Source organism: Bacteroides graminisolvens DSM 19988 = JCM 15093 (assembly GCF_000428125.1).
In the GTDB taxonomy this organism is placed as follows: Bacteria; Bacteroidota; Bacteroidia; order Bacteroidales; family Bacteroidaceae; genus Bacteroides; species Bacteroides graminisolvens.
Genome location: NZ_ATZI01000019.1, coordinates 20,663 through 46,671, shown reverse-complemented (window position 1 = coordinate 46,671; position 26,009 = coordinate 20,663). Strand labels below are relative to the sequence as shown.

Below are 26,009 nucleotides of genomic sequence, written 5' to 3'. Positions count from 1 at the left end.
GGGTCGTCAAAGACGATGACGTTGATAGGTTGCAGGTGTATAGATAGAAATATCACAGCCGAGCAATACTAATTGCCCGTTCACTTTCTTCTTGTCAGTATGGTTTTTATATACGTTTAGCTGATTGATTGATTTATTTTTTGTGTACATTATGTCTATCTTATTAAGGTGACTATAGCACAAGGGTTCCACCTCTTCCCATTCCGAACAGAGAAGTTAAGCCTTGTCACGCCGATGGTACTGCGTAACAGTGGGAGAGTAGGTAGTCGCCGTTTTTTGAAGAAGTCCTGCAGCTCAAAGCTGTGGGACTTTTTGCGTTTAAAGCCTACCGGAGATATCCATTTGAAACACAGGATAGCCTATAATAATGAAATATATTCCATTATTAAAACCGTCTATTTTAGTTATATATTAGCTGTTTTATGATTTAATCTCTTATGAAATGATGTTTTTTTAGATAAAAAAGTAACGTTTCATTTGCTATATACGGAATTATATCTATCTTTGTGCCGTTAATAGAAATGAAGATAACAATGAACCAATCATTTATATATATTCTACTGTGTGGTATTATTATTCTGCTGGCGAAGTTTAGTGGAAGTGAGTGCTATGCGTGAATATATTAAATTAGAAATATAAAAGCCTTTCTCACTTCCTTGTGTGAAAGGCTTTTTTTATAATACAGAAAATAAAAATAGAAATATATGAGTGATAGATTATTTATTTTTGATACGACTCTTCGTGATGGAGAACAGGTTCCTGGTTGCCAATTAAATACAGTTGAAAAGATTCAGGTAGCCAGAGCTTTGGAAGCATTGGGAGTCGATGTTATTGAAGCGGGTTTCCCCGTTTCTAGCCCTGGAGATTTTAATTCCGTTATTGAAATCTCTAAAGCAGTTACTTGGCCTACAATTTGTGCGCTAACTAGGGCTGTAGAAAAAGATATTGATGTAGCTGTTGAAGCTTTGAAATATGCAAAGCGGAAACGTATTCATACAGGTATAGGAACTTCTGACTCTCATATAAAATATAAGTTCAACTCTAATAGAGAAGAAATTATCGAGCGTGCAGTTGCTGCAGTGAAATATGCTCGTCGTTTTGTTGATGATGTGGAATTTTATGCTGAGGATGCTGGTAGAACTGATAATGAGTATCTAGCTAAAGTGATTGAAGCAGTAATTAAGGCAGGGGCAACAGTTGTTAATATCCCCGATACGACAGGATATTGTCTTCCTTCTGAGTACGGTGCTAAAATTAAATATTTAGTTGATCATGTTGATGGAATTGATAAGGCTATTATCTCGACTCATTGCCATAATGATTTAGGTATGGCTACAGCTAATACTATAAGTGGAGTGATTAATGGTGCTAGACAAGTGGAAGTCACAATTAATGGTATTGGTGAGCGTGCCGGTAATACTGCATTGGAAGAAATTACTATGATTTTAAAGAGCCATCATGAAATCAATATTGATACTAATATAAATACTCAAAAAATATATCCAACGAGTAGAATGGTTTCTAGTTTGATGAACATGCCGGTTCAGCCTAATAAAGCAATTGTTGGTAGAAATGCATTCGCTCATTCATCAGGCATACATCAAGATGGAGTACTAAAGAATATGCAAACTTATGAAATAATTAATCCACGTGATGTTGGTATTGATGATAATTCTATTGTATTGACTGCACGTAGCGGACGGGCTGCATTAAAGCATCGATTATCTTCTTTAGGAGTTGATTTAACTCAGGAGAAATTAGATAAGGTATATGATGAATTTCTAAAATTGGCGGATCGTAAGAAGGATATTCATGATGATGATATTTTAGTTTTAGCCGGCGCTGATCGCAGTGTAAACCACCGTATAAAATTAGAATATCTTCAAGTGACTAGTGGGGTTGGAGTGCGAGCTGTTGCAAGTGTAGGACTGAATATTGCCGGAGAGAAATTTGAAGGTGCTGCCAGTGGTAACGGACCTGTTGATGCTGCAATTAAGGCCTTGAAAAAGATTATTGATCGTAAAATGATTTTAAAAGAGTTTACGATTCAGGCAATTAGTAAAGGCAGTGATGATGTAGGGAAAGTACATATGCAGGTAGAATATGATGGAAATGTGTATTATGGCTTTGGTGCGAATACAGATATTGTTGCAGCATCAGTTGAAGCTTACATAGATTGCATTAATAAATTTGTAACAAAGTAGTTATAATAAGAGTAAGATAATCATTAGTTAAAGTAAAAAGATAGAGATGAATACATTATTTGATAAAATTTGGGATGCTCATTTAGTTACGAAGGTAGAAGATGGTCCCACTCAGCTTTATATAGATAGATTATTTTGTCATGAAGTAACAAGTCCACAAGCATTTTCTGGGTTACGTGCTCGTGGCATTAAAGTTATGCGTCCTGAAAAGGTGTTTTGTATGCCTGATCATAATACTCCTACTCATGACCAAGATAAGCCGATTGAAGATCCTATTTCAAGAACTCAGGTCGATACACTAGCAAAGAATGCATCTGATTTTGGTTTAGAACATTTTGGAATGATGAGTCCCAAAAATGGGATTATTCATGTTGTTGGTCCTGAAAGGGGATTGACGTTGCCTGGAATGACAATCGTGTGTGGAGACTCTCATACTTCTACGCATGGTGCATTAGGGGCTGTTGCTTTTGGTATTGGTACAAGTGAGGTTGAAATGGTACTTGCATCTCAATGTATTTTGCAGTCTAGGCCTAAAACGATGCGTATTTCAGTTGATGGTAAATTAGCAAAAGGTGTCACTGCAAAAGATATTGCATTGTATATTATATCAAAAATGACTACTGGTGGTGCTACAGGCTATTTTGTTGAATATGCCGGTGAAGCTATTACTGGTTTGAGTATGGAAGGGCGTCTTACTTTATGTAATTTGAGTATTGAAATGGGTGCGCGTGGAGGAATGATAGCTCCGGACGAAGTTACTATTGATTATATTCGTAATAGAGAGTATGCCCCTAAAGGTGAAGAATGGGATCATGCTGTTGCTTATTGGAAAACTTTGAAGAGTGCTGATGATGCTGTTTTTGATAAGGAAGTTTCTTATCGTGCTGAAGATATTGAACCAATGATTACCTACGGTACCAATCCTGGCATGGGTATGGGAATAACTCACCAAATTCCTTCGCTTGATAGTGTACCAGAAGCAGGGAGAACTTCTTTTTCTAAATCGCTTGAATACATGGGCTTGAAACCTGAAGAGAATTTGATAGGGAAGAAGATTGACTATGTTTTTATTGGCTCATGCACAAACGGTCGTATAGAAGATTTCCGCGATTTTGCGTCTATTGTAAAAGGTAGAAAAAAAGCTGATAATGTTATAGCATGGTTGGTTCCTGGTTCTTGGGAAGTTGACAAGCAAATGCGTAAGGAGGGATTAGATAAAATCTTTGAAGAGGCAGGCTTTGCTATTCGTCAACCAGGGTGTTCTGCATGTCTGGCTATGAATGATGATAAGGTTCCTGCAGGAAAATATGCGGTATCTACTTCAAATAGAAATTTTGAAGGACGCCAAGGACCTGGTGCTCGAACATTATTAGCAAGTCCGCTAGTTGCTGCAGCTGCAGCTGTAACTGGCGTAATTACTGATCCTAGAACTTTATTATAATTTAATCTCTGTTTCCAAAAATATAATTGTGATGAAAGAAAAATTTAATATACTAACTTCTACTTGTGTCCCTCTCCCTTTGGAGAATGTGGATACTGATCAAATTATTCCTGCTCGTTTTTTGAAAGCCACTACGAAAGAAGGTTTTGGTGATAACTTATTTTGTGATTGGCGCTATGACAAGCAAGGCAATAAAATAGAGTCTTTTGTTTTAAATGATCCCACTTATAACGGGAAAATTTTAGTAGCAGGAAAGAATTTTGGTTCAGGATCAAGTCGTGAGCATGCAGCATGGGCTATTGCTGGATATGGATTTCGTGTTGTTGTTTCAAGTTTTTTTGCTGATATATTCAGGAATAATGCTTTGAATAATTTTGTTTTGCCAGTAGTTGTAAGTGAATCTTTTTTGGCCGAGTTATTCGACTCAATAAATAAAGATCCTAATACGGTATTAGAGGTTAACTTGCCAGATCAGACTATAAAAAATGTAGCGACTGGTTCGTTTGAATACTTTGAAATAAATTCATATAAGAAGCATTGCTTAGAAAATGGCTTAGATGATATAGACTTCTTGCTGTCCAATAAGGATAAGATTGAAGCATGGGAAAACAAGTGAAAATAGAAATCATGGATACAACACTCCGCGACGGTGAACAAACTAGCGGAGTGTCTTTTGTACCTCATGAAAAGTTAATGATAGCTCGTCTGCTCTTGGAGGAACTCAAGGTTGATAGAGTAGAAGTTGCTTCAGCAAGAGTTTCTGATGGTGAATTCGATGCTGTTAAGATGATATGTGATTGGGCCGCCCGTAGAAGTTTGCTTCATAAAGTAGAAGTATTGGGTTTTGTTGATGGACACACTTCAGTGGATTGGATCAAAAATACTGGATGTAGAGTGTTGAACCTTCTTTGCAAAGGCTCTTTAAAGCATTGTACCCATCAATTGAAAAAAAGTCCAGATGAGCACATTCAAGAAATATCAGATGTGGTTGCGTATGCTTCAGAACAAGGTATTGAAGTGAATGCTTATTTAGAAGACTGGAGCAATGGAATGAAGGATTCTCCAGATTATGTCTTTGCTTTAGTCGATGCCTTACAGCATACTACAATAAAGAGATTTATGCTTCCTGATACGCTGGGTGTTCTAAATCCTCTTCAGGTCATTGAGTTTATGCGTAAAATGGTGAAGCGTTATCCTAATCTTCATTTTGATTTTCACGCCCATAATGATTATGATTTGGCTGTAAGCAATGTTTTAGCGGCAGTTTTAAGTGGCGCTAAAGGACTGCATACCACCATTAATGGCTTAGGGGAAAGGGCGGGAAATGCGCCGTTGGCAAGTGTTCAAGCTATTTTAAAAGATCATTTTAATGCGATAACGAATATTGACGAGAGCCGACTGAATGATGTTAGTCGTGTTGTAGAATCGTATTCTGGCGTGATTATTCCTGCAAATAAGCCGATTGTTGGTGAAAATGTTTTTACTCAGGTTGCTGGCGTACATGCTGACGGGGATAATAAGAATAATTTGTATTGTAATGACCTATTGCCTGAACGATTTGGACGTGAAAGAGAATATGCATTAGGTAAAACCTCAGGAAAAGCTAATATAAGAAAGAATTTAGAATCTTTAGGCTTAGAACTTGATGAAGACTCTATGCGTAAGGTGACTGAAAGAATTATTGAACTAGGAGATAAAAAGGAGTTGGTTACCAAAGAGGATTTGCCTTATATTATCTCTGATGTACTGAAACATGAAGGGGCTAGTAACAAAGTAAAACTTAAAACCTATTTTGTGACCTTGGCTCATGGATTGAAACCAATGGCAAGCTTGAGTATTGAAATTGAAGGTAAGACTTATGAAGAAAGTTCTTCTGGAGATGGTCAATATGATGCCTTTGTGAGAGCATTGCGAAAGATTTATAAAATTACTTTGGGGCGTAAATTCCCAATGTTACTGAATTATGCAGTAAGCATTCCACCAGGAGGAAGAACAGATGCGTTTGTGCAAACTGTCATAACATGGAATTACAATGACAAGGTATTCCGTACACGTGGGCTTGATGCAGATCAAACGGAAGCTGCTATTAAAGCTACAATTAAAATGCTCAATATTATAGAAGAATATTAATAATAGAAACTACTAAAATATTTTAATAATTATGAAACTGAATATAGCGGTTTTGCCAGGTGATGGAATTGGTCCTGAAATTATAAGTGTGGCTTTGGATGTAACGAAAGCAATATGTGATAAATTTAAGCATAACTTAAGCTTCGAGTATGGAATTTGTGGAGCTGATGCTATTGATAAAGTAGGAAATCCTTATCCAGACGAAACTCATGAATTATGCATGAGAAGTGATGCTGTACTCTTTGGTGCAGTAGGTCACCCTAGGTTTGATAATGATCCATCGGCTAAGGTTCGTCCTGAGCAGGGGCTCTTAGCTATGCGTAAGAAATTAGGATTATATGCAAACATTCGTCCGGTAGTAACTTTTGAAACTTTAATTCATAAATCACCATTACGTGCAGATTTAGTAAAAGGTGCAGATTTTATGTGTATTCGTGAATTAACGGGAGGACTTTATTTTGGCCGTCCTCAAGGTCGGTCGGAAGATGGTAACGTGGCATATGATACTTGTGTATATAGTCGTGATGAGGTTGTCCGAATTGTGACTCTGGCATATGAATATGCTATGAAAAGGCGTAAAAAGTTAACTATTGTTGATAAAGCGAATGTTTTAGCTACTTCTCGTTTATGGCGTGAAGTTTCTAAAGAAATAGCACCTAAGTTTCCAGAGGTTGAAACTGAATTTATGTTTGTAGATAATGCTGCTATGAGGATGATTCAATGGCCCACTTCTTTTGATGTTATTGTTACTGAGAATATGTTTGGCGATATTCTAACTGACGAAGGTTCTGTTATAACAGGCTCAATGGGATTACTACCTTCAGCCTCAATAGGTACTTACACTTCTGTATTTGAACCCATACATGGTTCATGGCCACAAGCAGCGGGGCAAAATATTGCAAATCCTCTTGCTACTGTTTTGTCTGCAGCTATGATGTTTGAATATGCTTTTAATTTGAAAGATGAAGCATCCTTAATTAGAGGGGCTGTTGATGCATCAATGAATGCGAATGTTAGAACTGCTGATATTCAGATTGATGGTGAAAAATCTTTTTCTACATCGGAAGTGGGCAATTGGATTGTTGATTTTATTAATAAAGCATAACTGTTTTCTGAATTAACTTTAGGTTTGTTAAACGCAGGATTAAACATTTAATGTTTTTTCCTGCGTTTTTATTATATCGGTTTTATTTCTATATCTTTGTCATAAAAAGATGTGATATGCCAAAAATAGCCAAACAAATTTTAGATCTTATAGGTAATACTCCGTTGATGGAACTTTCTGCATATTCCATTAAATATGGACTCTCTTTCTGTATTTTGACTATTGTCGGCATACTAAATGCTAATGGACAATCGTATTATGATTTATCTGAAAAAGGAGTGAGCTGTTTTGAAAAAGATAGTTTGGAGCAGGCTGAAAACTATTTTCGTCAAGCTCTTAAATTAGATCCAACAAATGCTCATAATGCACTTTTGTTTTCTAATTTAGGCATGGTTCAACAAAAAATGAACAAGCATGCAGAGGCTGTAGAATCATATTCATATGCATTGAATTTTGCGCCAATAGCAGTACCAATTCTGCTTAATAGAGGTTCTGCTTACATGAATATAGGGCAAAATGATAATGCTTACCTAGATTATTGTCAGGTCTTAGATGTTGATAAAGATAACATTGAGGCATTATTAATGAGAGCTTACATTTATACTCAACGCAAGGACTTTAAAGCTGGTCGTGCTGATTATGAGAAATTATTAAAGATAGAGCCTACAAATTATACTGCTCGTTTAGGCCTTATCACGTTGAATCAGAAAGATGGCAAACTCAATGAGGCTTTAGAAGGTATAACGATGATGATAACAGAAAACCCTAAAGATGCAACTTTGTATATAGCTCGTGCAGATATCGAATGTGATTTGGATAAAAAAGATATGGCATTAATTGATCTTGATGAAGCTTTACGGCTAAATGATTCTGCTAGTGAAGCCTATTTGCTCCGAGGGCAAATCTTTTTATCTCAGAAGAAGAAATATTTGGCAAAATTAAGCTTTGATAAAGCTATATCATTAGGAATATCAGCCTCTGATTTACAGGATTTAATCAAAGAATGTAAATAGGACTTATTTCATAAACTGTTTAATGGCATTAATAAAATCATTTCCGTATCTTTCCTTTTTGTATTCTCCAATTCCGTTAATAGCTCCAAATGATTCTAATGTAGTAGGTTTTATTTGGCAGATATTATTGAGAACTTTGTCTGAAACAACGATATAGGGAGGTATGGCTTGTTGGTCAGCTAATTTTCTGCGTAATGCCCGTAAAGTCTCGAATAAAGATGAGTCTTCTGTCTCTCTGTCATAGCTAATTTCTTTTTTATTTATTACTTCTTTTTTCCTTTTTGCTGTATGTTCGTTGCTACGATTGTTAATCACTATTAAGCTTGCCTTTTCTTTCCCATATACCACATTGCATCCACTCTGTGTTATCTTTAATACATTGTTTTGATTATATGCTATTTCATAATATCCTAAATGTAACATTTGAAGTAGATAATCTTGCCAATCTCTTGCAGGCACATCTCTTCCTGCAGCGAATGTTTTTAGCTCATTATATTTGTTCTCAACGATTTCTGTAGTGTAGTTTCCTCTCAAAATATCAACTAAAGTTTTAATTCTTATTTTTTGGTCTGTTCGTATGATGGCACTTAATGCTTTTTGTACTATGATAGTTCCATCGAATTTTTCAGGGCGATTTTTGCAAACATCACAATTCCCACAATCTTTCTGTGTTGTTTCTCCAAAATAACTTAGTAAAATTCTTCTGCGACAAATGTCAGATTCTGCATATTGTTGCATTCGTACAAGCTTCTCCTGATTAATCTGTTGTTGTCCACTCTCATTTGCAAATTTGCTTAGCAAAATAAGATCACCCAATGCGTAAAATAACAATGTGTCTCCGGGAAGTCCGTCTCTTCCGGCTCTACCAATTTCCTGGTAAAAGCTCTCTATGCTTTTAGGCATATTATAATGTATTATCCACCTGACGTTAGATTTATCTATTCCCATACCAAAGGCAATTGTTGCACAGATTATCTGCGTTTTATCTGTTATAAAGTCTTCTTGCGCTTTGTTTCGCTGTTCAGCAGATAGTCCGGCGTGGTATACTCCGCAGTTAAGACCTTGTTTGATTAATAATTGTGCAACAGATTCAGTTTTACTCCTACTCATGCAATAAATAATGCCACTTTCTTTTGGGTGTTCATTAATAAATTCTAGGATGCACTTATTTTTTTCTTTTTGCTGATATCCTCTTTTAACTGTTAAACTAAGGTTAGGTCGATCAAAAGATGAAATAAATATTTTCGGATGATTTAAATTCAATTGTCGCGTAATGTCTTCTTGAGTTATTTTATCAGCTGTCGCTGTAAGCGCTATTATAGGTATATTGGGATAATTCTTTTTTAAAAGATCTAATTGAGTGTATTCAGGGCGAAAGTCATGTCCCCATTGTGATATACAGTGAGCTTCATCTATTGCAAAAAGAGAAATTTGTATGTCTCTTAATAATGAGTCTAATTCATAAATTAACCTTTCGGGTGATATATATAAGAGTTTTAATTCTCCGGTAATACATGCTCTTCGGATTTGGATGTTTTCGGTTTCATTGTTACTGCTATTTAATGCACCTGCTTTTATTCCATTGGCTTGTAAGGCTCTGACCTGGTCTTTCATTAAAGAGATAAGTGGAGATACCACAACGGCAGTTCCATTCATCATTAATGCCGGTATTTGATAGCATATCGATTTTCCGCCGCCTGTAGGCATAAGAACAAGAACATCCTTTTTCGAAACGATGTTTTGAATAATTTCTTTTTGTAGCGGACGGAAGTTGTCATATCCGAAATATGTCTTTAAAATAGAGTTCATGTATAATTTGTATGTTTTATGTGCCAAAGTTACGTTTATTCCCTGATAATCAGAAATGGTTCCTGATATTCTTCAGACTGTGAAATTTTAATGGTAAAAGTTAATTTGTATTATTATTTATCGAATAAAGATATAAATCAAGGTTTTTGACCTTTTTTTTAGAAAAAATATATACGATAAAGTTGTGTATTTAAAATAATTGTATGAAATTTGTGACAGCAAATAGATGCATTAGATAATGTATTATTTAGAAACAAACCTAACCAGTTAATTCAATGAGTGATTTAGAAAACAAAAAACAGGAGCAATCTCCTAAAAAGCGCCCTTATAACTTAAGGGAGAAAAAAGAAAAAAAAGCTGCTTACAGATCTTTGATCAGACCTGAATTGGCAGATGAATTGTACGACAAGATATTGAATATCGTGGTAGTACAGAAAAAGTATAAAGATCCGGATTTCTCTGCAAAGGATTTAGCAAAAGAATTGCAGACAAACACTCGTTATCTTTCGGCGGTTGTAAATTCTCGTTTTGGCATGAACTATTCTTGTTTGCTTAACGAGTATAGAGTAAAAGATGCTATGCATCTACTGACTGATAAAAGATATGCTGATAAAAACGTAGAAGAAATCAGTGCGTTGGTTGGCTTCGCAAATCGTCAGTCTTTTTATGCTGCATTCTACAAGAATGTAGGTGAAACGCCTAATGGTTACCGTAGAAAATTTATGGAAAAGAATAAATAGAAGCGGATCCTAAAAAACTTAATGAAAAGGAATTATCTCAATAAATTTGAGATATTTCCTTTTTCGTGTTTAATAACCCTAGTTTAATTTTGGAAATGAAGAATTATCTGATCTCTGTGGCAGCTGTCGCAATGTTGGCTTCTTGTGGCGGTTCAAAGAGTACTATTAGTGAAGCTGATAAAATAGAATATACTGTGGAACAATTTGCTGATTTACAAATATTGAGGTACGATGTACCTGGCTTTGAAAAATTATCGTTGAAACAAAAAGAGTTGGTGTATTATCTTACTCAAGCTGCACTTCAAGGGCGAGATATACTTTTTGACCAAAATGGAAAGTATAATCTGACTATTCGTAAAACGCTTGAGGCCATATATGTGAATTATAAAGGTGATAAGTCAGATAAGAACTTTAAGAACATGGAAGTTTATCTGAAAAGAGTTTGGTTCTCTAATGGAATACATCATCATTATGGTTCAGAAAAGTTTTCCCCTGAATTTTCTGAAGACTTCTTGAAAAAGGAGATGTTGAGTTTGGAACCCGACAAACTGCCTTTAGCTATCGGACAAACTGCAGAAGATTTATATGCTATGCTGCGCCCTATTATATTTGATCCAAATGTAATGTCGAAACGTGTAAATCAGTCAGATGGAGAAGACCTCATTTTAACATCGGCATGTAACTACTATGAAGGAGTTACCCAGACGGAAGCGGAAGAATTTTATGCAAAGATGAAAGATCCAAAAGACGAGTATCCTGTAGCTTATGGCTTGAATAGTCGTTTGGTTAAGAATAACGGTGTAATAACTGAAAAAGTCTGGAAGTTGGGTGGTTTGTATCATGAAGCTATTGAAAAAATCATATTCTGGTTGGATAAAGCAAAATCTGTAGCTGAGAATGAGGAGCAAAGTGCAGTCATCTCAAAACTAATAGAGTTTTATCAATCGGGCGATTTAAAGACTTTTGATGAGTATGCCATATTATGGGTTAAAGATTTAAAATCACGCATTGATTTTGTTAACGGTTTTACTGAAACTTACGGTGATCCTCTTGGTATGAAAGCAAGTTGGGAGTCTCTTGTTAATTTCAAAGATTTGGAGGCTACCCGTAGGACAGAGCTTATCAGCAATAATGCACAGTGGTTTGAAGATCACTCTCCTGTAAATCAAGAATATAAGAAGAAGGAAGTAAAAGGAGTAACAGCTAAGGTTATCACAGCTGCCATTTTAGCGGGTGATTTATATCCGTCGACTGCGATTGGCATTAATTTGCCTAATTCTAACTGGATTAGAAATCACCATGGTTCCAAATCTGTTACTATAGGTAATATTACAGATGCTTATAATAAGGCTGCTCACGGCAATGGTTTTAATGAAGAGTTTGTTTTCAGTAATTTGGAGAAGGAGTTGATTGATAAGTATGGCGATATGACGGGTAATCTGCATACTGATTTGCATGAATGTTTAGGACATGGGTCTGGTAAATTATTGCCAGGGGTGGATCCTGATGCGCTGAAAGCCTATGGTTCAACAATAGAAGAGGCCCGTGCCGATCTGTTTGGCCTTTATTACATGGCTGATAAAAAATTGGTTGAGCTCGGTTTACTTCCTGATGAAGAAGCATATAAGGCCGAATACTATACTTACTTAATGAATGGTTTGATGACTCAATTGGTACGGATAGTGCCCGGAAAAGATATTGAAGAGTCTCATATGAGAAATAGGCAATTAATAGCACGTTGGGTGTTTGATAAAGGGGCTTCGAATAAAGTTGTTGAATTGGTAAACAAGAGTGGTAAGACGTATGTTGTAATCAACGACTATACTAAGTTGCGTGATCTTTTTGGGGCATTACTTAAAGAAATACAGAGGATAAAATCTACCGGCGACTTTGAAGCGGCCAGAGTGTTGGTTGAAAATTATGCTGTTAAAGTTGACCCAGTACTTCATAATGAGGTTCTTAAAAGGTATAAAGCGTTAAACTTAGCACCTTATAAAGGATTCGTAAATCCGGAGTATTTACCCGTATATGATAAAGAAGGTAAAATAAAGGATGTGCAGGTCTCTTATAATGAAGGATATACAGAACAAATGTTGCGCTACAGCAGAGATTATTCTACTTTGCCGGCGATAAATGAATAAATACATGGAATTAGCAGAAGAACTGAAAAATATAAAGACACAACTCCGTTTATCAATGAACGGAGTTGCGTCTGCAAGCATGCGTGAAAAAGGTTTGAGTTATAAATTGAACTTTGGTGTGGAACTTCCTCGTTTGAAATCTATAGCTTCAAACTATACCAAAAATCACGAACTAGCGCAAGCTTTATGGAAAGAAAATATTCGGGAGTGTAAAATCCTTGCCGGCTTATTACAACCGGTCGATACTTTCTTCCCTGAAATTGCAGACATCTGGATTGATGATATTAATAATATTGAAATAGCCGAGCACACATGCATGAACTTATTTCAGCATTTACCCTATGCTCCTGCTAAATCTATGAACTGGATTGCGAGTGAGGATGAATTTACGCAGATATGCGGTTACTTAACTATTGCTCGTTTACTTATGAAGAAAGGAACTATGGATGATTCTGCTGCAAATGAATTGTTAGACCAGGCGATGACGGCCGTCCTTGCCGGCAGCTACAATGTGCGTAACGCTGCCGGACTGGCAATCAGAAAGTTTATGGAACATAGTGAAGAACAATGTTTCCAGGTTTGCCGTTTAGTTGAAGAGCTTGAAATTTCAAAGGATGAAAGGGAACAGTATCTTTATACATTAGTAAGAGATGTGGCATCGACTTTCTAAAAAACTTCTTTTTATAACTTACTTTCTATAAAAAAACAATTAACTTTGTTGGCATTAAGTTTGTGTCTATTATATGGAGAATCAAAATGTAAAGGATACTGTAAAGCAGATATTTACCGAATATCTGAATGCGAACGGACATCGTAAGACCCCCGAACGTTATGCAATTCTAGAAACCATTTATTCCATAGATGGACATTTTGATATTGATTCTTTGTATTCACAAATGATGAATCAAGAGAATTTCCGTGTTAGCAGAGCTACACTGTATAATACGATTATACTTTTGATAAATGCTCGCTTAGTCATTAAGCATCAGTTCGGTACCTCTTCGCAATATGAAAAGTCTTATAATCGTGAAACACATCATCATTTGATATGTACTCAGTGTGGAAAAGTTTCAGAAATGAAAAACGATACGCTTCAAAATGCGATTGAGAGTACTAAAATGAACCGTTTCCACCTGTCACATTATTCCTTATATATATATGGTCTTTGTGCCAATTGTGACAGGCGTAATAAAAGAAAAAAAACAAGTAATAATAAGAAAGAGAAATGAAAGTAGATGTTCTATTAGGTTTGCAGTGGGGTGACGAAGGAAAAGGGAAGGTTGTAGATGTCTTAACTCCCAAGTATGATGTAGTAGCGCGTTTTCAGGGTGGTCCGAATGCCGGTCACACGCTTGAGTTCGAAGGCCAGAAATACGTGCTCCGTTCAATCCCTTCCGGAATTTTTCAAGGTGATAAAGTCAATATCATAGGCAATGGAGTTGTGCTTGATCCTGCTTTATTCAAAGCAGAAGCAGAAGCTTTGGAAGCTTCCGGTCATAATTTAAAAGACAGATTGCACATTTCTAAAAAAGCACATTTAATATTGCCCACACATCGTATTCTTGATCAGGCTTATGAGGCTGCTAAAGGTGATGCTAAAGTTGGAACTACCGGAAAAGGTATAGGCCCTACTTACACCGACAAGGTTAGTCGTAATGGCGTTCGCGTAGGAGACATTTTATGTGACTTTAAACAAAAATATGAATCAGCGAAAGCTAAACACGAACGAACCTTAGAAAGCTTAAATTATAAATATGACCTCACCGAGTTGGAACAAGCCTGGCTCGAAGGAATTGAATATCTGAAGCAATTTAAGTTTGTGGATAGCGAACACGAAATCAACAATTTACTGATTCAAGGCAAAAGTATATTGTGCGAAGGAGCACAAGGAACCATGTTGGATATTGATTTTGGTTCTTATCCTTTTGTTACTTCCTCAAATACGGTTTGCGCGGGTGCTTGTACAGGTCTGGGAGTTGCTCCTAATAAGATCGGTGAAGTATATGGTATCTTTAAAGCCTATTGCACGCGCGTTGGTTCCGGTCCTTTCCCGACTGAATTATTTGATAAGACAGGAGATGAAATTTGTACTTTAGGGCACGAATTCGGATCAGTAACCGGACGTAAGCGTCGTTGTGGATGGATTGATTTGGTTGCTTTAAAATATTCCATTATGATTAATGGAGTTACCAAACTAATTATGATGAAAAGCGATGTGCTCGACGGATTTGAAACAATCAGAGCCTGCGTTGCCTACAACGTGAATGGTGAGGAGATTGATTATTTCCCATACGACATTAATGAGAAAGTGGAACCGGTTTATGTAGATATTCCCGGTTGGCAAACCGATATGACGAAAATGCAGAGCGAAGACGAATTCCCTGAAGAATTCAATGCATATTTATCATTTCTGGAAGAGCAGCTCGGCGTTGAAATTAAGATTGTTTCAGTTGGTCCTGACAGAGAACAAACCATTGAACGATATACTGAAGAATAAGTAAAATACTAATTCTCATTAAAAAAACAAGAGGCTGCGTACAGTCTCTTGTTTTTTTATATAGTTTTGGCAAACTATTTGCTTCTTCTTTTTGTAGTAACTAAAAAGAAATAAAGATATGATGATATCAAGTTCGTGGATTATATTTATTGGAATTGCTTTAGTGAGCTATTTGGTTCAGTTGAACCTTAAAAGCAAGTTTAAAAAGTATTCCAAGATGGCTTTGCCCTCTGGAATGACGGGACGTGATGTAGCCATTAAAATGCTGCAAGATAATGGCATCTATGATGTGCAGGTTACTAGTACCCAAGGTATGTTGACCGACCATTATAACCCTGCCAATAAGACAGTTAACTTAAGTGAAGGAGTATATGCCAGCAACAGTGTTATGGCAGCAGCAGTTGCCGCACATGAATGTGGTCATGCAGTGCAACATGCACGGGCTTATGCACCGTTAACTATGCGTAGCAAACTGGTCCCCGTTGTTACATTCGCTTCTCAATGGGTTAGCTGGCTCATACTTGGAGGAATCCTTCTATTAAATTATTTCCCCCAATTATTGCTAGGTGGTATTATCTTGTTTGCTATGACAACTCTATTCAGCTTTATTACGCTTCCTGTAGAAATTGATGCAAGTAAGCGTGCGTTGGTATGGTTAAGTAGTGCGGGCATTACCAATTCTTATAACCACGCGCAAGCGGAAGACGCTCTGAAATCAGCAGCTTATACTTATGTTGTTGCAGCGCTTGGTTCTTTGGCGACATTAATTTATTATATTATGATTTATATGGGTAGACGGGATTAAATCTTGTTTTAAAATACGAAACGCACATCAGGAAATTCCGGGTGTGCGTTTTTTTTTTATAATTCACTCTGCTTAACTCATTAATTTCGTGTAACTTTGCCATTCAATTAAAAAATAAATAGTTTAAGTTATGGCAGCTAAACCGGGAATACCCAAAGGAACACGTGATTTTTCGCCAGTAGAAATGGCAAAAAGAAACTATATATTTAATACTATTCGCGACGTTTATCATCTTTATGGTTTCCAACAGATTGAAACTCCTTCCATGGAAATGCTTTCTACATTAATGGGGAAGTATGGTGATGAGGGTGATAAACTCCTTTTTAAGATACAAAACTCAGGAGATTACTTCTCGGGCTTGACAGATGAAGAACTGTTGAGCAGAGATGCTGCAAAGCTGGCAAGCAAGTTTTGTGAGAAAGGGCTGCGATATGACTTAACCGTTCCTTTTGCCCGTTACGTAGTGATGCATCGTGACGAAATATCCTTTCCTTTTAAGAGATACCAAATTCAGCCGGTATGGCGTGCCGACCGTCCTCAGAAAGGGCGTTATCGTGAATTTTACCAGTGCGATGCCGATGTGGTAGGAAGTGACTCGCTTCTTAACGAGGTGGAGCTTATGCAAATTGTAGATGAAGTATTCACCCGTTTCGGAATTCGGGTTTGTATTAAGATAAACAACCGAAAGATCCTAACCGGTATTGCCGAGATTATCAATGAAGCCGATAAGATTGTAGACATTACCGTTGCAATTGACAAGCTGGACAAAATTGGTCTGGAGAATGTGAATAAAGAATTGGCAGAGAAAGGCATCAGCGCAGAAGCCATTGACAAGTTGCAGCCTATTATTTTGTTGCAGGGAAGCAACTCTGAGAAGCTTGAAACGTTGAAACAAGTTTTAGCTTCAAGTGAAACAGGCTTAAAAGGAGTAGAAGAATGTGAGTTCATTCTGAAGAAGTTTGCCTCGTTGCGTAAAACAGAAATGCCCGATCTTTTCGATGATAAGACCAATCAGATAGAGTTGGATTTAACCCTGGCTCGCGGATTGAACTATTACACCGGTGCCATCTTTGAAGTGAAAGCGCTGGATGTGCAGATTGGAAGTATTACCGGAGGAGGTCGTTATGACAATCTGACAGGTGTATTTGGTATGCCCGGCGTATCCGGAGTGGGTATTTCATTTGGAGCCGATCGTATTTTTGATGTACTCAATCAATTAGAACTTTATCCAAAGGAAGCAGTGAACGGCACCGAATTGCTGTTTGTTAACTTTGGCGAAGATGAGGCCGATTACTCTTTATCCGTATTAACTAAAGTACGTGCTGCCGGTATCCGTGCCGAAATGTATCCTGATTCTGCAAAAATGAAAAAGCAGATGACGTATGCAAACGCCAAGAACATACCTTTCGTTGCCATTGTTGGCGAGAATGAGATGAAAGAAAACAAAGTCTTATTGAAGAATATGTTATCAGGCGAGCAGACCCTTCTTGGCTCGGACGAGCTAATTGCTGCCATTCGTCCTTGAAGCATGTGATATTTTCTATTCCTGTCATCGTTTCTTAAACGCATTGTAATATCGTTTGTATTTCTTTGCGCTAAACAAAGAAAAGGATGATAGGATTATTTAATGATTGCTTTCCCCCGATCATGGACGGGGTATCTTTAACCATGCAGAACTATGCATTTTGGTTGCACAAGAAAACTCAGAATGTATGTGTTGTTACTCCCAAAAATCCAGAGGCGGAAGATTGTACAGGCTATCCTGTGTTTAGATATTCATCAGCACCAATTCCTATGCGGAAGCCCTATCGTTTGGGCTTCCCGGGCATTGACTGGCCCTTTCAGCTCAAATTGTCTCGTCTCTCTTTTGAGTTGGCTCATGCACACTGCCCTTTTTCTTCGGGTAAACTGGCTGTACAAGTAGCTCGTTCACAAAATATACCGTTGATTGCCACCTTTCACTCCAAATATCGTACGGATATAGAGCGTATCATTTCCAATAAATACCTGGTCGATTTACTGATAAAGAAAATTGTGCGATTTTATGAGATGGCCGATGAGGTCTGGATACCACAAGCCTCCGTAGAAGAAACCTTGCGCGAATACGGTTATAAAGGAAAGGTTGAAGTGGTTAACAATGGAAGTGACTTGACGTTGGATGCTTCGTCGGCTCTATTAAGAATAGAAACGCGCCGCCGGTTGGGTATTCGTGAAGGAGAATCGATGTTTCTATTTGTTGGGCAGCACATTTGGGAGAAAAATATAGGTTTCATTCTCGACTCTTTGGCCTTGATTCGTGATCTTCCTTTTCAGATGTTTTTTGTGGGTTCGGGTTATGCCTATCAAGAGATGGTAGATAGGGTGGCAGAGCGTAACCTGTCGCATAAGATTCATTTTCTGGGAAATGTGGCCGACAGAAATGTGCTGAAAAGCTACTACACCGCTGCCGATCTTTTCCTCTTTCCGTCATTGTATGACAATGCACCGCTGGTTGTTCGTGAGGCAGCGGGCCTGCACACCCCTTCGTTGTTGTTGCGAGGTGCTACTTGTGCCGATGAGATTGTGGATAACTATAACGGATTTTTAAGCGATCATTCTGTTGACTTCTTTGCCGACCGCTTGCAGGAACTGATGATGAATCCGAAGTTGGTTGGCGATGTAGGCTTACGCGCTTCTTCCACCATCGTACGTTCTTGGGAAGACATTGCCGACGAAGTGTACGACAGATACCAGAGGTTGATTCACAAGAGTCGCTACAACTCACCACGTTGTTTTACCGGTGGAGTGATGTATGAAAGGGTTTAGTAGATATTCAATCGGACTACCTGTAGTTATAGGTATGGCCGTTTTTTTTGGAATCTTTTATAAAGAGTATGATTCTTCACTTTTCAGGGGACTGACGGTCGATGCCAAAATGATTGCAGGTGTTGTGCTGGCGGTTATACTCATCCTGATGCGGGATGCGGGCTTGATGTTAAGATTCAGGCAGATGAGCGCTTACGCCCTTTCGTGGCGGCAGGTTTTTAATGTGAATGTACTTTGTGAGTTCACCTCTGCGATTACCCCTTCTTCCGTTGGCGGAAGTAGTTTGATTGTTCTCTTCCTGAAAAAAGAAGGTGTTGAAATGGGGCGGGCTTCGGCCATAATGGTTGCCTGTTTGTTCCTCGACGAGCTTTTTTTAGTTCTTCTCTGTCCGCTAATCTTTCTTTTCTTCTCGGCCGACGAGCTTTTTGGAGCGTCCAACTTGTTCTCGTCGAGCATTAAATTACTTTTTATTGCCACTTATTCCGTGGTTCTTTTGTGGACAGTCGTTCTGTTCGTGGCCCTATTTAAACGTCCTAATTACGTGAAGTCCCTCTTGCAGCTTATTGCTAAACTGCCTGTTTTGCGCAGGTGGAAAGACAAAATAGAAGTGTTTGCCACTGACTTAGCTTTAAGTTCAGGCGAATTGAGCAATCAATCAATGTGCTTTTGGTTCAAAGCAATGGGCAGTACTTGTTTGGCATGGATTTGCCGGTTTGCGGTGGTCAATGCTCTTTTGTTTGCCTTTAGTGAGCAAAACGGACATCTGCTTGCGTTTGCCCGTCAATTGATACTCTGGATTGTGATGACCGTTGCGCCCACTCCCGGCGGAAGCGGCGTGAGCGAATACATGTTTAAAGAATACTATGAAAGTTTCTTTCCTATTGCGGGAGTTGCCCTGATTGTGGCTTTTGTATGGAGAATCATCACTTACTATTTGTATCTTTTGCTGGGATTTTTAGTTATTCCGTCTTGGATTACCAAAAGCAAAGATAAAGAGGAGTAAGTCAAGTTCCAATAGTTTCATCGTTGCAAACTCTGAGTTTCTTCGTGCGAAACAAATTGTTTCCTACCATCATACCGTCAAATTGTCAGTTTAATACCCCAAAACGGACTGACATTCGCCTCTGGCATAGTTTTCGCTTAATATGTTTTGTCTGTCTCACACGGCAGAAATTATAAAATAATAGTAGTTTTAATTTTAATATAAAAAGGTACAACTATGAACATTAAACCATTAGCAGACAGAGTGCTTATACTTCCTGCACCTGCAGAAGAAAAAACAATTGGTGGTATCATTATTCCTGATACAGCAAAAGAGAAACCTTTGAAAGGTGAAGTAGTGGCGGTAGGTCACGGTACAAAAGATGAAGAAATGGTCTTAAAAGAAGGTAACACTGTTCTTTATGGTAAATACGCCGGAACAGAACTTGAAGTTGATGGCACAAAATACCTCATTATGCGTCAAAGCGATGTACTCGCGGTTTTGGGTTAATCATCAGAAATGTAAATTATAAAAGTATAAAGATATTATGGCAAAAGAAATATTATTCAATCTGGAAGCTCGTGATCACTTGAAAAAAGGAGTTGATGAACTAGCAAACGCAGTAAAAGTAACTTTAGGTCCTAAGGGACGTAACGTTATCATTGAGAAAAAGTTTGGTGCACCACACATTACCAAAGATGGTGTTACAGTAGCCAAAGAAATTGAATTATCTGACGCATTCCAAAATACAGGTGCTCAGTTGGTGAAAGAAGTTGCTTCAAAAACCGGTGACGATGCCGGCGACGGAACAACAACGGCAACAGTACTTGCTCAGTCAATTGTAGCCGAAGGCTTGAAGAACGTTACTGCCGGTGCAAACCCAATGGACTTGAAACGCGGTATCGACAAGGCTGTAGCTAAAGTGGTTGAATCTATCAAATCTCAATCAGAAAAGGTTGGTGACAATTATGATAAGATAGAGCAAGTAGCAACTGTATCGGCCAACAATGATCCTACTATTGGAAAGCTCATTGCCGATGCTATGCGTAAGGTATCAAAAGACGGTGTTATCACGATTGAAGAAGCTAAAGGTACTGATACTACAATTGGTGTAGTAGAAGGTATGCAGTTCGATCGCGGTTATTTGTCTGCTTACTTTGTTACTAATACAGAGAAAATGGAGTGTGAAATGGAGAAACCGTATATTCTTATATACGACAAGAAGATCTCTAACTTGAAAGACATGCTTCCTATCTTGGAACCGGCAGTACAAACTGGCCGTCCGCTTTTGATCATTGCTGAAGATGTTGACAGCGAAGCTCTTACTACATTGGTAGTTAACCGTTTGCGCTCTCAATTGAAAATCTGTGCAGTGAAAGCTCCCGGATTTGGTGATCGCAGAAAAGAAATGCTTGAAGACATTGCAGTGCTTACCGGCGGATTGGTAATTAGCGAAGAAAAAGGGTTGAAGCTTGAACAAGCAACGCTTGAAATGTTGGGAACTTGTGATAAGATCACTGTTTCTAAAGACAATACCACTATTGTAAACGGTGCAGGAGCTAAAGAAAATATCGAAACACGTATCAACCAAATCAAAGCTCAGATCAAAACAACAACTTCTGATTATGATAAAGAAAAACTGCAAGAACGTTTGGCTAAATTGTCGGGCGGTGTAGCGGTACTTTATGTAGGAGCTGCTTCTGAGGTTGAAATGAAAGAGAAGAAAGACCGTGTTGACGATGCTCTGTGTGCTACTCGTGCAGCTATTGAAGAAGGTATTGTTCCTGGTGGTGGTGTAACTTACATCCGTGCTATTGATGCTTTGGAAGGTCTTAAAGGTGACAACGCCGACGAAACAACCGGAGTTGAAATTATTAAGCGTGCCATCGAAGAACCTCTTCGTCAGATTGTGGCCAATGCAGGTAAAGAAGGTGCTGTAGTGGTACAGAAAGTACGCGAAGGCAAAGGTGATTTCGGTTACAATGCTCGTACAGATGTTTATGAAAATATGTATGCTGCCGGTGTTGTTGATCCAGCGAAAGTGACTCGTGTTGCTTTGGAAAATGCGGCTTCAATTGCAGGAATGTTCTTAACTACCGAATGTGTCATTGTTGAAAAGAAAGAAGATAAAGCAGATATGCCTATGGGTGCTCCCGGTATGGGAGGCATGGGCGGTATGATGTAATCTTCCCGACCATATTTAATAAAAGCCGCTCCTTGATTTCAGGGAGCGGCTTTTTTAATGAAATGTGTTATACTGTTAATCTTTTCTATTGAAATGCTTTTTTAGCTTTATTGTAATAACATTTCTGATCTATTATTGTTATTTTTACAGTGCGAGAATTAACTAACTACATGTTTAACCTAATAATAATCTCGGAAATGAATAAGAATGATATTGGTCATAATGCAGGCAAAATCTGGAAACTGCTCAGTGATAACACGTGTTGGAGTTGTGCTGCCTTACAAGAAAAATCAGGTTTAAGTGATAAAGAACTGGGAGCTGCAATTGGTTGGTTGGCCCGTGAGAATAAGATCGAATTCAAAGAAGAGGGCGAAGACGTATGTGTTTACTTATGTGTTAACGTATATATCGGTTAAAGTTTTCCTTTTCTGAGAACAAATCTCTTTCTTTGCACTAAATTTAAAGAAAGAGTATGAGAAGTTTCGCATCTGATAATAATTCGGGAGTGCATCCTTTAGTGATGGATGCTTTGCAACGTGCCAATGAGGACCATGCGTTGGGATACGGTAGTGACAAGTGGACCGATGAGGCGGTTGCCATGCTAAAAGAATCATTCACACCAGCGTGTGAATCCCTGTTTGTTTTTAACGGTACGGGTAGCAATATTGTTGCTTTACAGCTTATGGTTAGACCGTTTCACTCCATTATATGTGCCGAAACGGCGCATATTTATGTTGATGAATGCGGGTCACCGGTAAAAAACACAGGCGCACAAATTCGTCCGGTGCTCACACCCGACGGTAAGCTTACCCCCGAATTAATACGTCCTTATTTGCATGGTTTTGGCGATCAGCATCATTCGCAACCCGGTGCTATTTACTTGTCTCAGTGTACTGAGTTAGGTACTGTATATACGCCCGTCGAATTGAAGGCGCTTACGTCTCTTGCCCATGAACATGGAATGTATGTTCACATGGATGGTGCCCGCATTGCCAATGCATGTGCTTATTTAAAGACTTCGCTAAAGGAAATCACAGCCGACTGCGGCATTGATGTACTGAGTTTCGGTGGTACCAAAAATGGCTTGATGATGGGTGAGTGCGTTGTGATCTTCAACGAAGAGCTAAAAGCTAGTGCTGCGTTCGTTCGTAAGCAATCGGCTCAGCTGGCATCGAAAATGCGCTATTTATCCTGTCAGTTTACGGCTTACTTAACGGACCACCTGTGGTTGAAGAACGCAGAGCATGCCAATGCAATGGCTCAGCGGTTGTGCGATGCATTGAAGCAATACCCGGGTGTGTGCTTTACACAAAAGGTTGAAAGCAACCAGCTGTTTCTGACCATGCCTCGTGCAACGATTGACCGGTTATTGCAAAGCTATTATTTCTATTTCTGGAATGAAGCGAACAATGAAATCCGACTGGTTACTTCTTTTGATACGACGGACGAGGATATTGATAACTTTATCAGTCTGCTGCATCAATAACTTCCTCGTACGCTATATAATAAAGGTAAATGCAATGAGGTTCGGACTTTCACAAGCCCGAACCTCTTCTATTATCTGTATTTTTGGGGGAATAAATACAGACTAGTATCTTGGTGAACAAACATTATCTGTTTAAAGCTTCTGCTAGTCCGGTAAAAACATACCCTTCTTTTCTTAGCTTCGAAATCATTTTCCTCATGCCGTTTTTATAGAACTTGTCGGTACGTTTGTCATCGGTTCCTAAATGAATCAGTATGATGTAACCGTTCAGTCCCTTTTCTTTTTCTTTGGATAGCACTTGTTTATAGATGGTTTCACTGCTTTTGTAGTTCTTCATTTCCGGGGTGGTATAGTCGGCATTTGTTCCGCTGCCCGGTGTGAAGTTAATCAGTTGTATACCCATACTCTTGGCCCACGACGCAATTTCTGCATTATAGTGTTCGTAAGGAGGAACAAAATAAGGAGCGTCCGTGTATGCAATGCCTGCCTGATTCATTAATTCGTAGTTAGCCAATAAGTCCTTTTCAAACTCCTCCCTGCTGATTAAGGTGGAGTCTCTTTTTTCCCAAGAGCAATAAAGAGGGTGTGCGTTGCTGTGAGCGCCTAGATAGTGACCGTCGTTTCTTAAAAGAGAGACAACCTCCGGAAATGTTCTGTAAAACCGTCCGGTGAAGAAGAAACTTCCTTTTATTTTCTCTTTGCGAAGAATCTCTCTGATATCTGCCGCTCCGTCTGCTTTGTCGTCTGCGGTAAAGATCAATGTGATTTGTTTGCTGGTTGTATCCGTACGAATGATTCCTCCGTTGATGAACGTATTCTTATTGCTTAATGTATGACCGCTCTTAATTCCGTCTTTCTGCAAGGCCGACAAGTAATAGGTTAACGAAGCAGTACCGTCCATCGTGGGTTCATTGGTTGAATAGTCGTGCGTGTCATCGTGGTAAACCAAGCTCTCGGGCTGGAAGCGTTCGTATGATTCTCCGCCATCCAAATGCACCCCTCTTAAACCTTTGAATATAGTTGCGTACACCGGACCGTCAACCAGTCCTCCCGACGTGTTTCCTAACCGGGCGGTATAGTACGACGAGTGCGGTTGGCTGGGGTAATCACCCCAAAGAGGCAGGTCGGCTATCATACTTGTGCCCCACGGATTACAGCCAAACAGCCAGTCGCGCAGGGAGGCTTCCATCTCCTCATAGGTTAAATCACCTGTTACCTCCCTGTACAACCGGCACTGAGTAAGCATGGCGGCGGTCAGGTTATTGGAACACCATACGCCGGGAATGCCAAACAGGAAAGGATCTTCTTTGGCTTTTTCGTACACTCGCTGTATGCCCGAGCGCATGTTCCTGATAAATTCGTTGCTTACACGTTGGTTTGCTGTGCTCGCCAATCGGTAATGTCCCATATTCATAAAAGGATACCATTGGTAATGCTTGGCACTGTCTGCACCCATCCACGGCGTAACAGGCTCTTTTCTTCCGTACTCAATGGCCTGTTCCAGAAATTGATTGTGTTTTGTAGTCAGGAACAACTCGGCAGCAGCCAGTTCCATGTCGTCCGTCCAGTTGTCTTCTTCGTAAATATAAGGAGATAGCACGGAAGCCGTTTGGCAGGCGCCCGGCTTTTCCATTCCACTTTGATATGCGTCGTGAGCTTTGATTGCCAATGCATCGGCAAAGGCAGGGTCATACTTCCGCATGATGGTTGCTCCTAACGCAAAACAAGAGGCAAACTTCCCGGTTGTGCTTGCAATACCGGTCGTTGCGTTGGTGAATTTACCCCGAACTTGTTTCTCTCCGCTGCAATAGTACACAGGACGTCCTTTTCCCGGGCCATAACCGTAATCAACCAAGTCTTTGTTGGGTAAACGCATGCCGGTATGATCTCTATCGTCGGCAATCTGATTATAAAATTCCCCCTTTTCAGGATTCATTCTGTTTAACCAGTCGAGCCCCCACCTGATTTCGTCTACAATATCCGGTATACCGTTGCTCCCTTTTAGTCCCGCTTCATTATATGCATCGGCAAATGCCTCGGGGTTTTGTTGGTACGCAAACATCATTTGATAAATAGCGTTTGCAGAAGTGGTGGTGTATTGCAGATAGTCGGTTGCATCATGCCAACCCCCGCGTACATCAATGTGTTGACCGGTCTTCGTTGGGTGATGAACAATGTAGCCGTCATGTACATGACAACTGTCTTTTAGAAACGGATTATAGCCGCATCTTTGCTGACGCATATAGTTCAGCAAAAAATCGGCAGTTCCATTGTAAACGCCCGGATCTATACTGAAGCGGGGAGATTGAGTTGTCCCTGCTTTCAGATAATAGGTTCCGGTTTGATTAAAGTCGCTGAAATCCAATCGGTACGTGCTCTCCATCTTTCCGTTTTTCCCTTTTGCCAGGGGGGTGGCAAATGTTCTTGCAACTTTTCCGGTGAATGCATCAATTAAAGCATACTCTTTAATTTCAATTTTCTCTTCACTCATAAAGACTGCAACTTTTCTGGATTGAGGCAAGTAGCCGAGTTGGTTAATTCTTATCCACTGCTCTGCGCATACGTTTAACGACATAACAGAGAGTGAAATGGCAAATAGCCAACCTTTACTCTTCATAATTGCGTAATGTTTAAGGTTCAACTTGTGTTAAGTTGTATGCAAATAA

Annotated in this window: 21 protein-coding genes and 2 rRNA genes; 21 read left to right on the top strand and 2 right to left on the bottom strand. The window is 39.0% G+C overall.

Features of this window, described 5'->3' with window-relative positions; all coding sequences use genetic code 11:
- The 8 genes from C511_RS0111230 to C511_RS0111195 all read left to right on the top strand — a co-directional run.
- Positions 1–93, top strand: a 23S ribosomal RNA gene (locus C511_RS0111230); the annotation flags it as partial.
- 71 nt (positions 94–164) lie between these two features.
- Positions 165–275, top strand: a 5S ribosomal RNA gene (gene rrf, locus C511_RS0111225).
- Between the two features lie 429 nt (positions 276–704).
- Positions 705–2,204, top strand: a complete 1,500-nt coding sequence (locus C511_RS0111220; RefSeq protein ID WP_024997254.1) for a 2-isopropylmalate synthase — start codon at positions 705–707, stop codon at positions 2,202–2,204.
- Positions 2,205–2,250: 46 nt separating this feature from the next.
- Positions 2,251–3,645, top strand: coding sequence for a 3-isopropylmalate dehydratase large subunit (gene leuC, locus C511_RS0111215; protein ID WP_024997253.1), 1,395 nt, complete (start codon positions 2,251–2,253; stop codon positions 3,643–3,645).
- A gap of 31 nt (positions 3,646–3,676) precedes the next feature.
- Positions 3,677–4,261, top strand: coding sequence for a 3-isopropylmalate dehydratase small subunit (leuD, locus tag C511_RS0111210; protein ID WP_027318154.1), 585 nt, complete (start codon positions 3,677–3,679; stop codon positions 4,259–4,261).
- Positions 4,246–5,775, top strand: coding sequence for an alpha-isopropylmalate synthase regulatory domain-containing protein (locus C511_RS0111205; protein ID WP_024997252.1), 1,530 nt, complete (start codon positions 4,246–4,248; stop codon positions 5,773–5,775). Before leuD ends, C511_RS0111205 begins: the two co-directional genes overlap by 16 nt.
- Before the next feature lie 31 nt (positions 5,776–5,806).
- The gene (gene leuB, locus C511_RS0111200; protein ID WP_024997251.1) at positions 5,807–6,880 is read left to right on the top strand and encodes a 3-isopropylmalate dehydrogenase; all 1,074 of its coding nucleotides are present in this window, start codon (positions 5,807–5,809) and stop codon (positions 6,878–6,880) included.
- 167 nt (positions 6,881–7,047) lie between these two features.
- Positions 7,048–7,893 (top strand): tetratricopeptide repeat protein, encoded by an 846-nt coding sequence (locus tag C511_RS0111195; RefSeq protein WP_081698307.1) that lies wholly within the window; start codon positions 7,048–7,050, stop codon positions 7,891–7,893.
- Between the two features lie 3 nt (positions 7,894–7,896).
- Here C511_RS0111195 and recQ read toward each other — a convergent pair whose 3' ends face one another.
- On the bottom strand, positions 7,897–9,702 hold the full coding sequence (gene recQ, locus C511_RS0111190) for a DNA helicase RecQ (RefSeq protein WP_024997249.1): 1,806 nt from the start codon (positions 9,700–9,702) through the stop codon (positions 7,897–7,899).
- A gap of 275 nt (positions 9,703–9,977) precedes the next feature.
- On the opposite strand from recQ, the gene C511_RS0111185 reads away from it, so the two are divergent.
- The 13 genes from C511_RS0111185 (at position 9,978) to C511_RS0111125 (ending at position 23,343) form a co-directional block, all read left to right on the top strand.
- Entirely contained in the window at positions 9,978–10,442 is a 465-nt protein-coding gene (locus tag C511_RS0111185) for a helix-turn-helix domain-containing protein (protein WP_024997248.1), read from the top strand.
- Between the two features lie 95 nt (positions 10,443–10,537).
- Positions 10,538–12,583 (top strand): dipeptidyl-peptidase 3 family protein, encoded by a 2,046-nt coding sequence (locus C511_RS0111180; protein ID WP_024997247.1) that lies wholly within the window; start codon positions 10,538–10,540, stop codon positions 12,581–12,583.
- 4 nt (positions 12,584–12,587) lie between these two features.
- Entirely contained in the window at positions 12,588–13,253 is a 666-nt protein-coding gene (locus tag C511_RS0111175) for a DNA alkylation repair protein (protein WP_024997246.1), read from the top strand.
- A gap of 73 nt (positions 13,254–13,326) precedes the next feature.
- Complete coding sequence (locus C511_RS0111170; protein WP_024997245.1) at positions 13,327–13,812, top strand: Fur family transcriptional regulator; 486 nt, start codon at positions 13,327–13,329, stop codon at positions 13,810–13,812.
- Entirely contained in the window at positions 13,809–15,080 is a 1,272-nt protein-coding gene (locus tag C511_RS0111165) for an adenylosuccinate synthase (protein ID WP_024997244.1), read from the top strand. Before C511_RS0111170 ends, C511_RS0111165 begins: the two co-directional genes overlap by 4 nt.
- 118 nt (positions 15,081–15,198) lie before the next feature.
- Positions 15,199–15,885, top strand: a complete 687-nt coding sequence (locus C511_RS0111160; protein ID WP_034782291.1) for a zinc metallopeptidase — start codon at positions 15,199–15,201, stop codon at positions 15,883–15,885.
- Between the two features lie 130 nt (positions 15,886–16,015).
- Entirely contained in the window at positions 16,016–17,410 is a 1,395-nt protein-coding gene (gene hisS, locus C511_RS0111155; RefSeq protein WP_024997243.1) for a histidine--tRNA ligase, read from the top strand.
- 86 nt (positions 17,411–17,496) lie between these two features.
- Positions 17,497–18,690 carry a glycosyltransferase gene (locus C511_RS16735; RefSeq protein WP_024997242.1) on the top strand — a complete coding sequence of 398 codons (1,194 nt, stop codon included), beginning with the start codon at positions 17,497–17,499 and terminating at the stop codon, positions 18,688–18,690.
- Positions 18,677–19,693: a lysylphosphatidylglycerol synthase transmembrane domain-containing protein gene (locus C511_RS0111145; protein ID WP_024997241.1), complete on the top strand. Its 1,017-nt coding sequence runs from the start codon at positions 18,677–18,679 to the stop codon at positions 19,691–19,693. The genes C511_RS16735 and C511_RS0111145 overlap by 14 nt, the downstream gene beginning before the upstream one ends.
- A gap of 216 nt (positions 19,694–19,909) precedes the next feature.
- A complete protein-coding gene (locus C511_RS0111140) occupies positions 19,910–20,182 on the top strand; it encodes a co-chaperone GroES (protein WP_024997240.1) in 273 nt (90 codons plus the stop codon).
- Between the two features lie 37 nt (positions 20,183–20,219).
- Complete coding sequence (groL, locus tag C511_RS0111135; RefSeq protein ID WP_024997239.1) at positions 20,220–21,857, top strand: chaperonin GroEL; 1,638 nt, start codon at positions 20,220–20,222, stop codon at positions 21,855–21,857.
- Positions 21,858–22,054: 197 nt separating this feature from the next.
- Positions 22,055–22,273, top strand: a complete 219-nt coding sequence (locus C511_RS0111130; RefSeq protein WP_024997238.1) for a winged helix-turn-helix domain-containing protein — start codon at positions 22,055–22,057, stop codon at positions 22,271–22,273.
- 56 nt (positions 22,274–22,329) lie between these two features.
- On the top strand, positions 22,330–23,343 hold the full coding sequence (locus C511_RS0111125) for a threonine aldolase family protein (protein ID WP_024997237.1): 1,014 nt from the start codon (positions 22,330–22,332) through the stop codon (positions 23,341–23,343).
- 124 nt (positions 23,344–23,467) lie between these two features.
- On the opposite strand, the gene C511_RS0111120 is transcribed toward C511_RS0111125, so the two are convergent.
- Complete coding sequence (locus tag C511_RS0111120) at positions 23,468–25,960, bottom strand: glycoside hydrolase family 9 protein (protein WP_027318151.1); 2,493 nt, start codon at positions 25,958–25,960, stop codon at positions 23,468–23,470.
- Between the last annotated feature and the right edge of the window lie 49 nt (positions 25,961–26,009).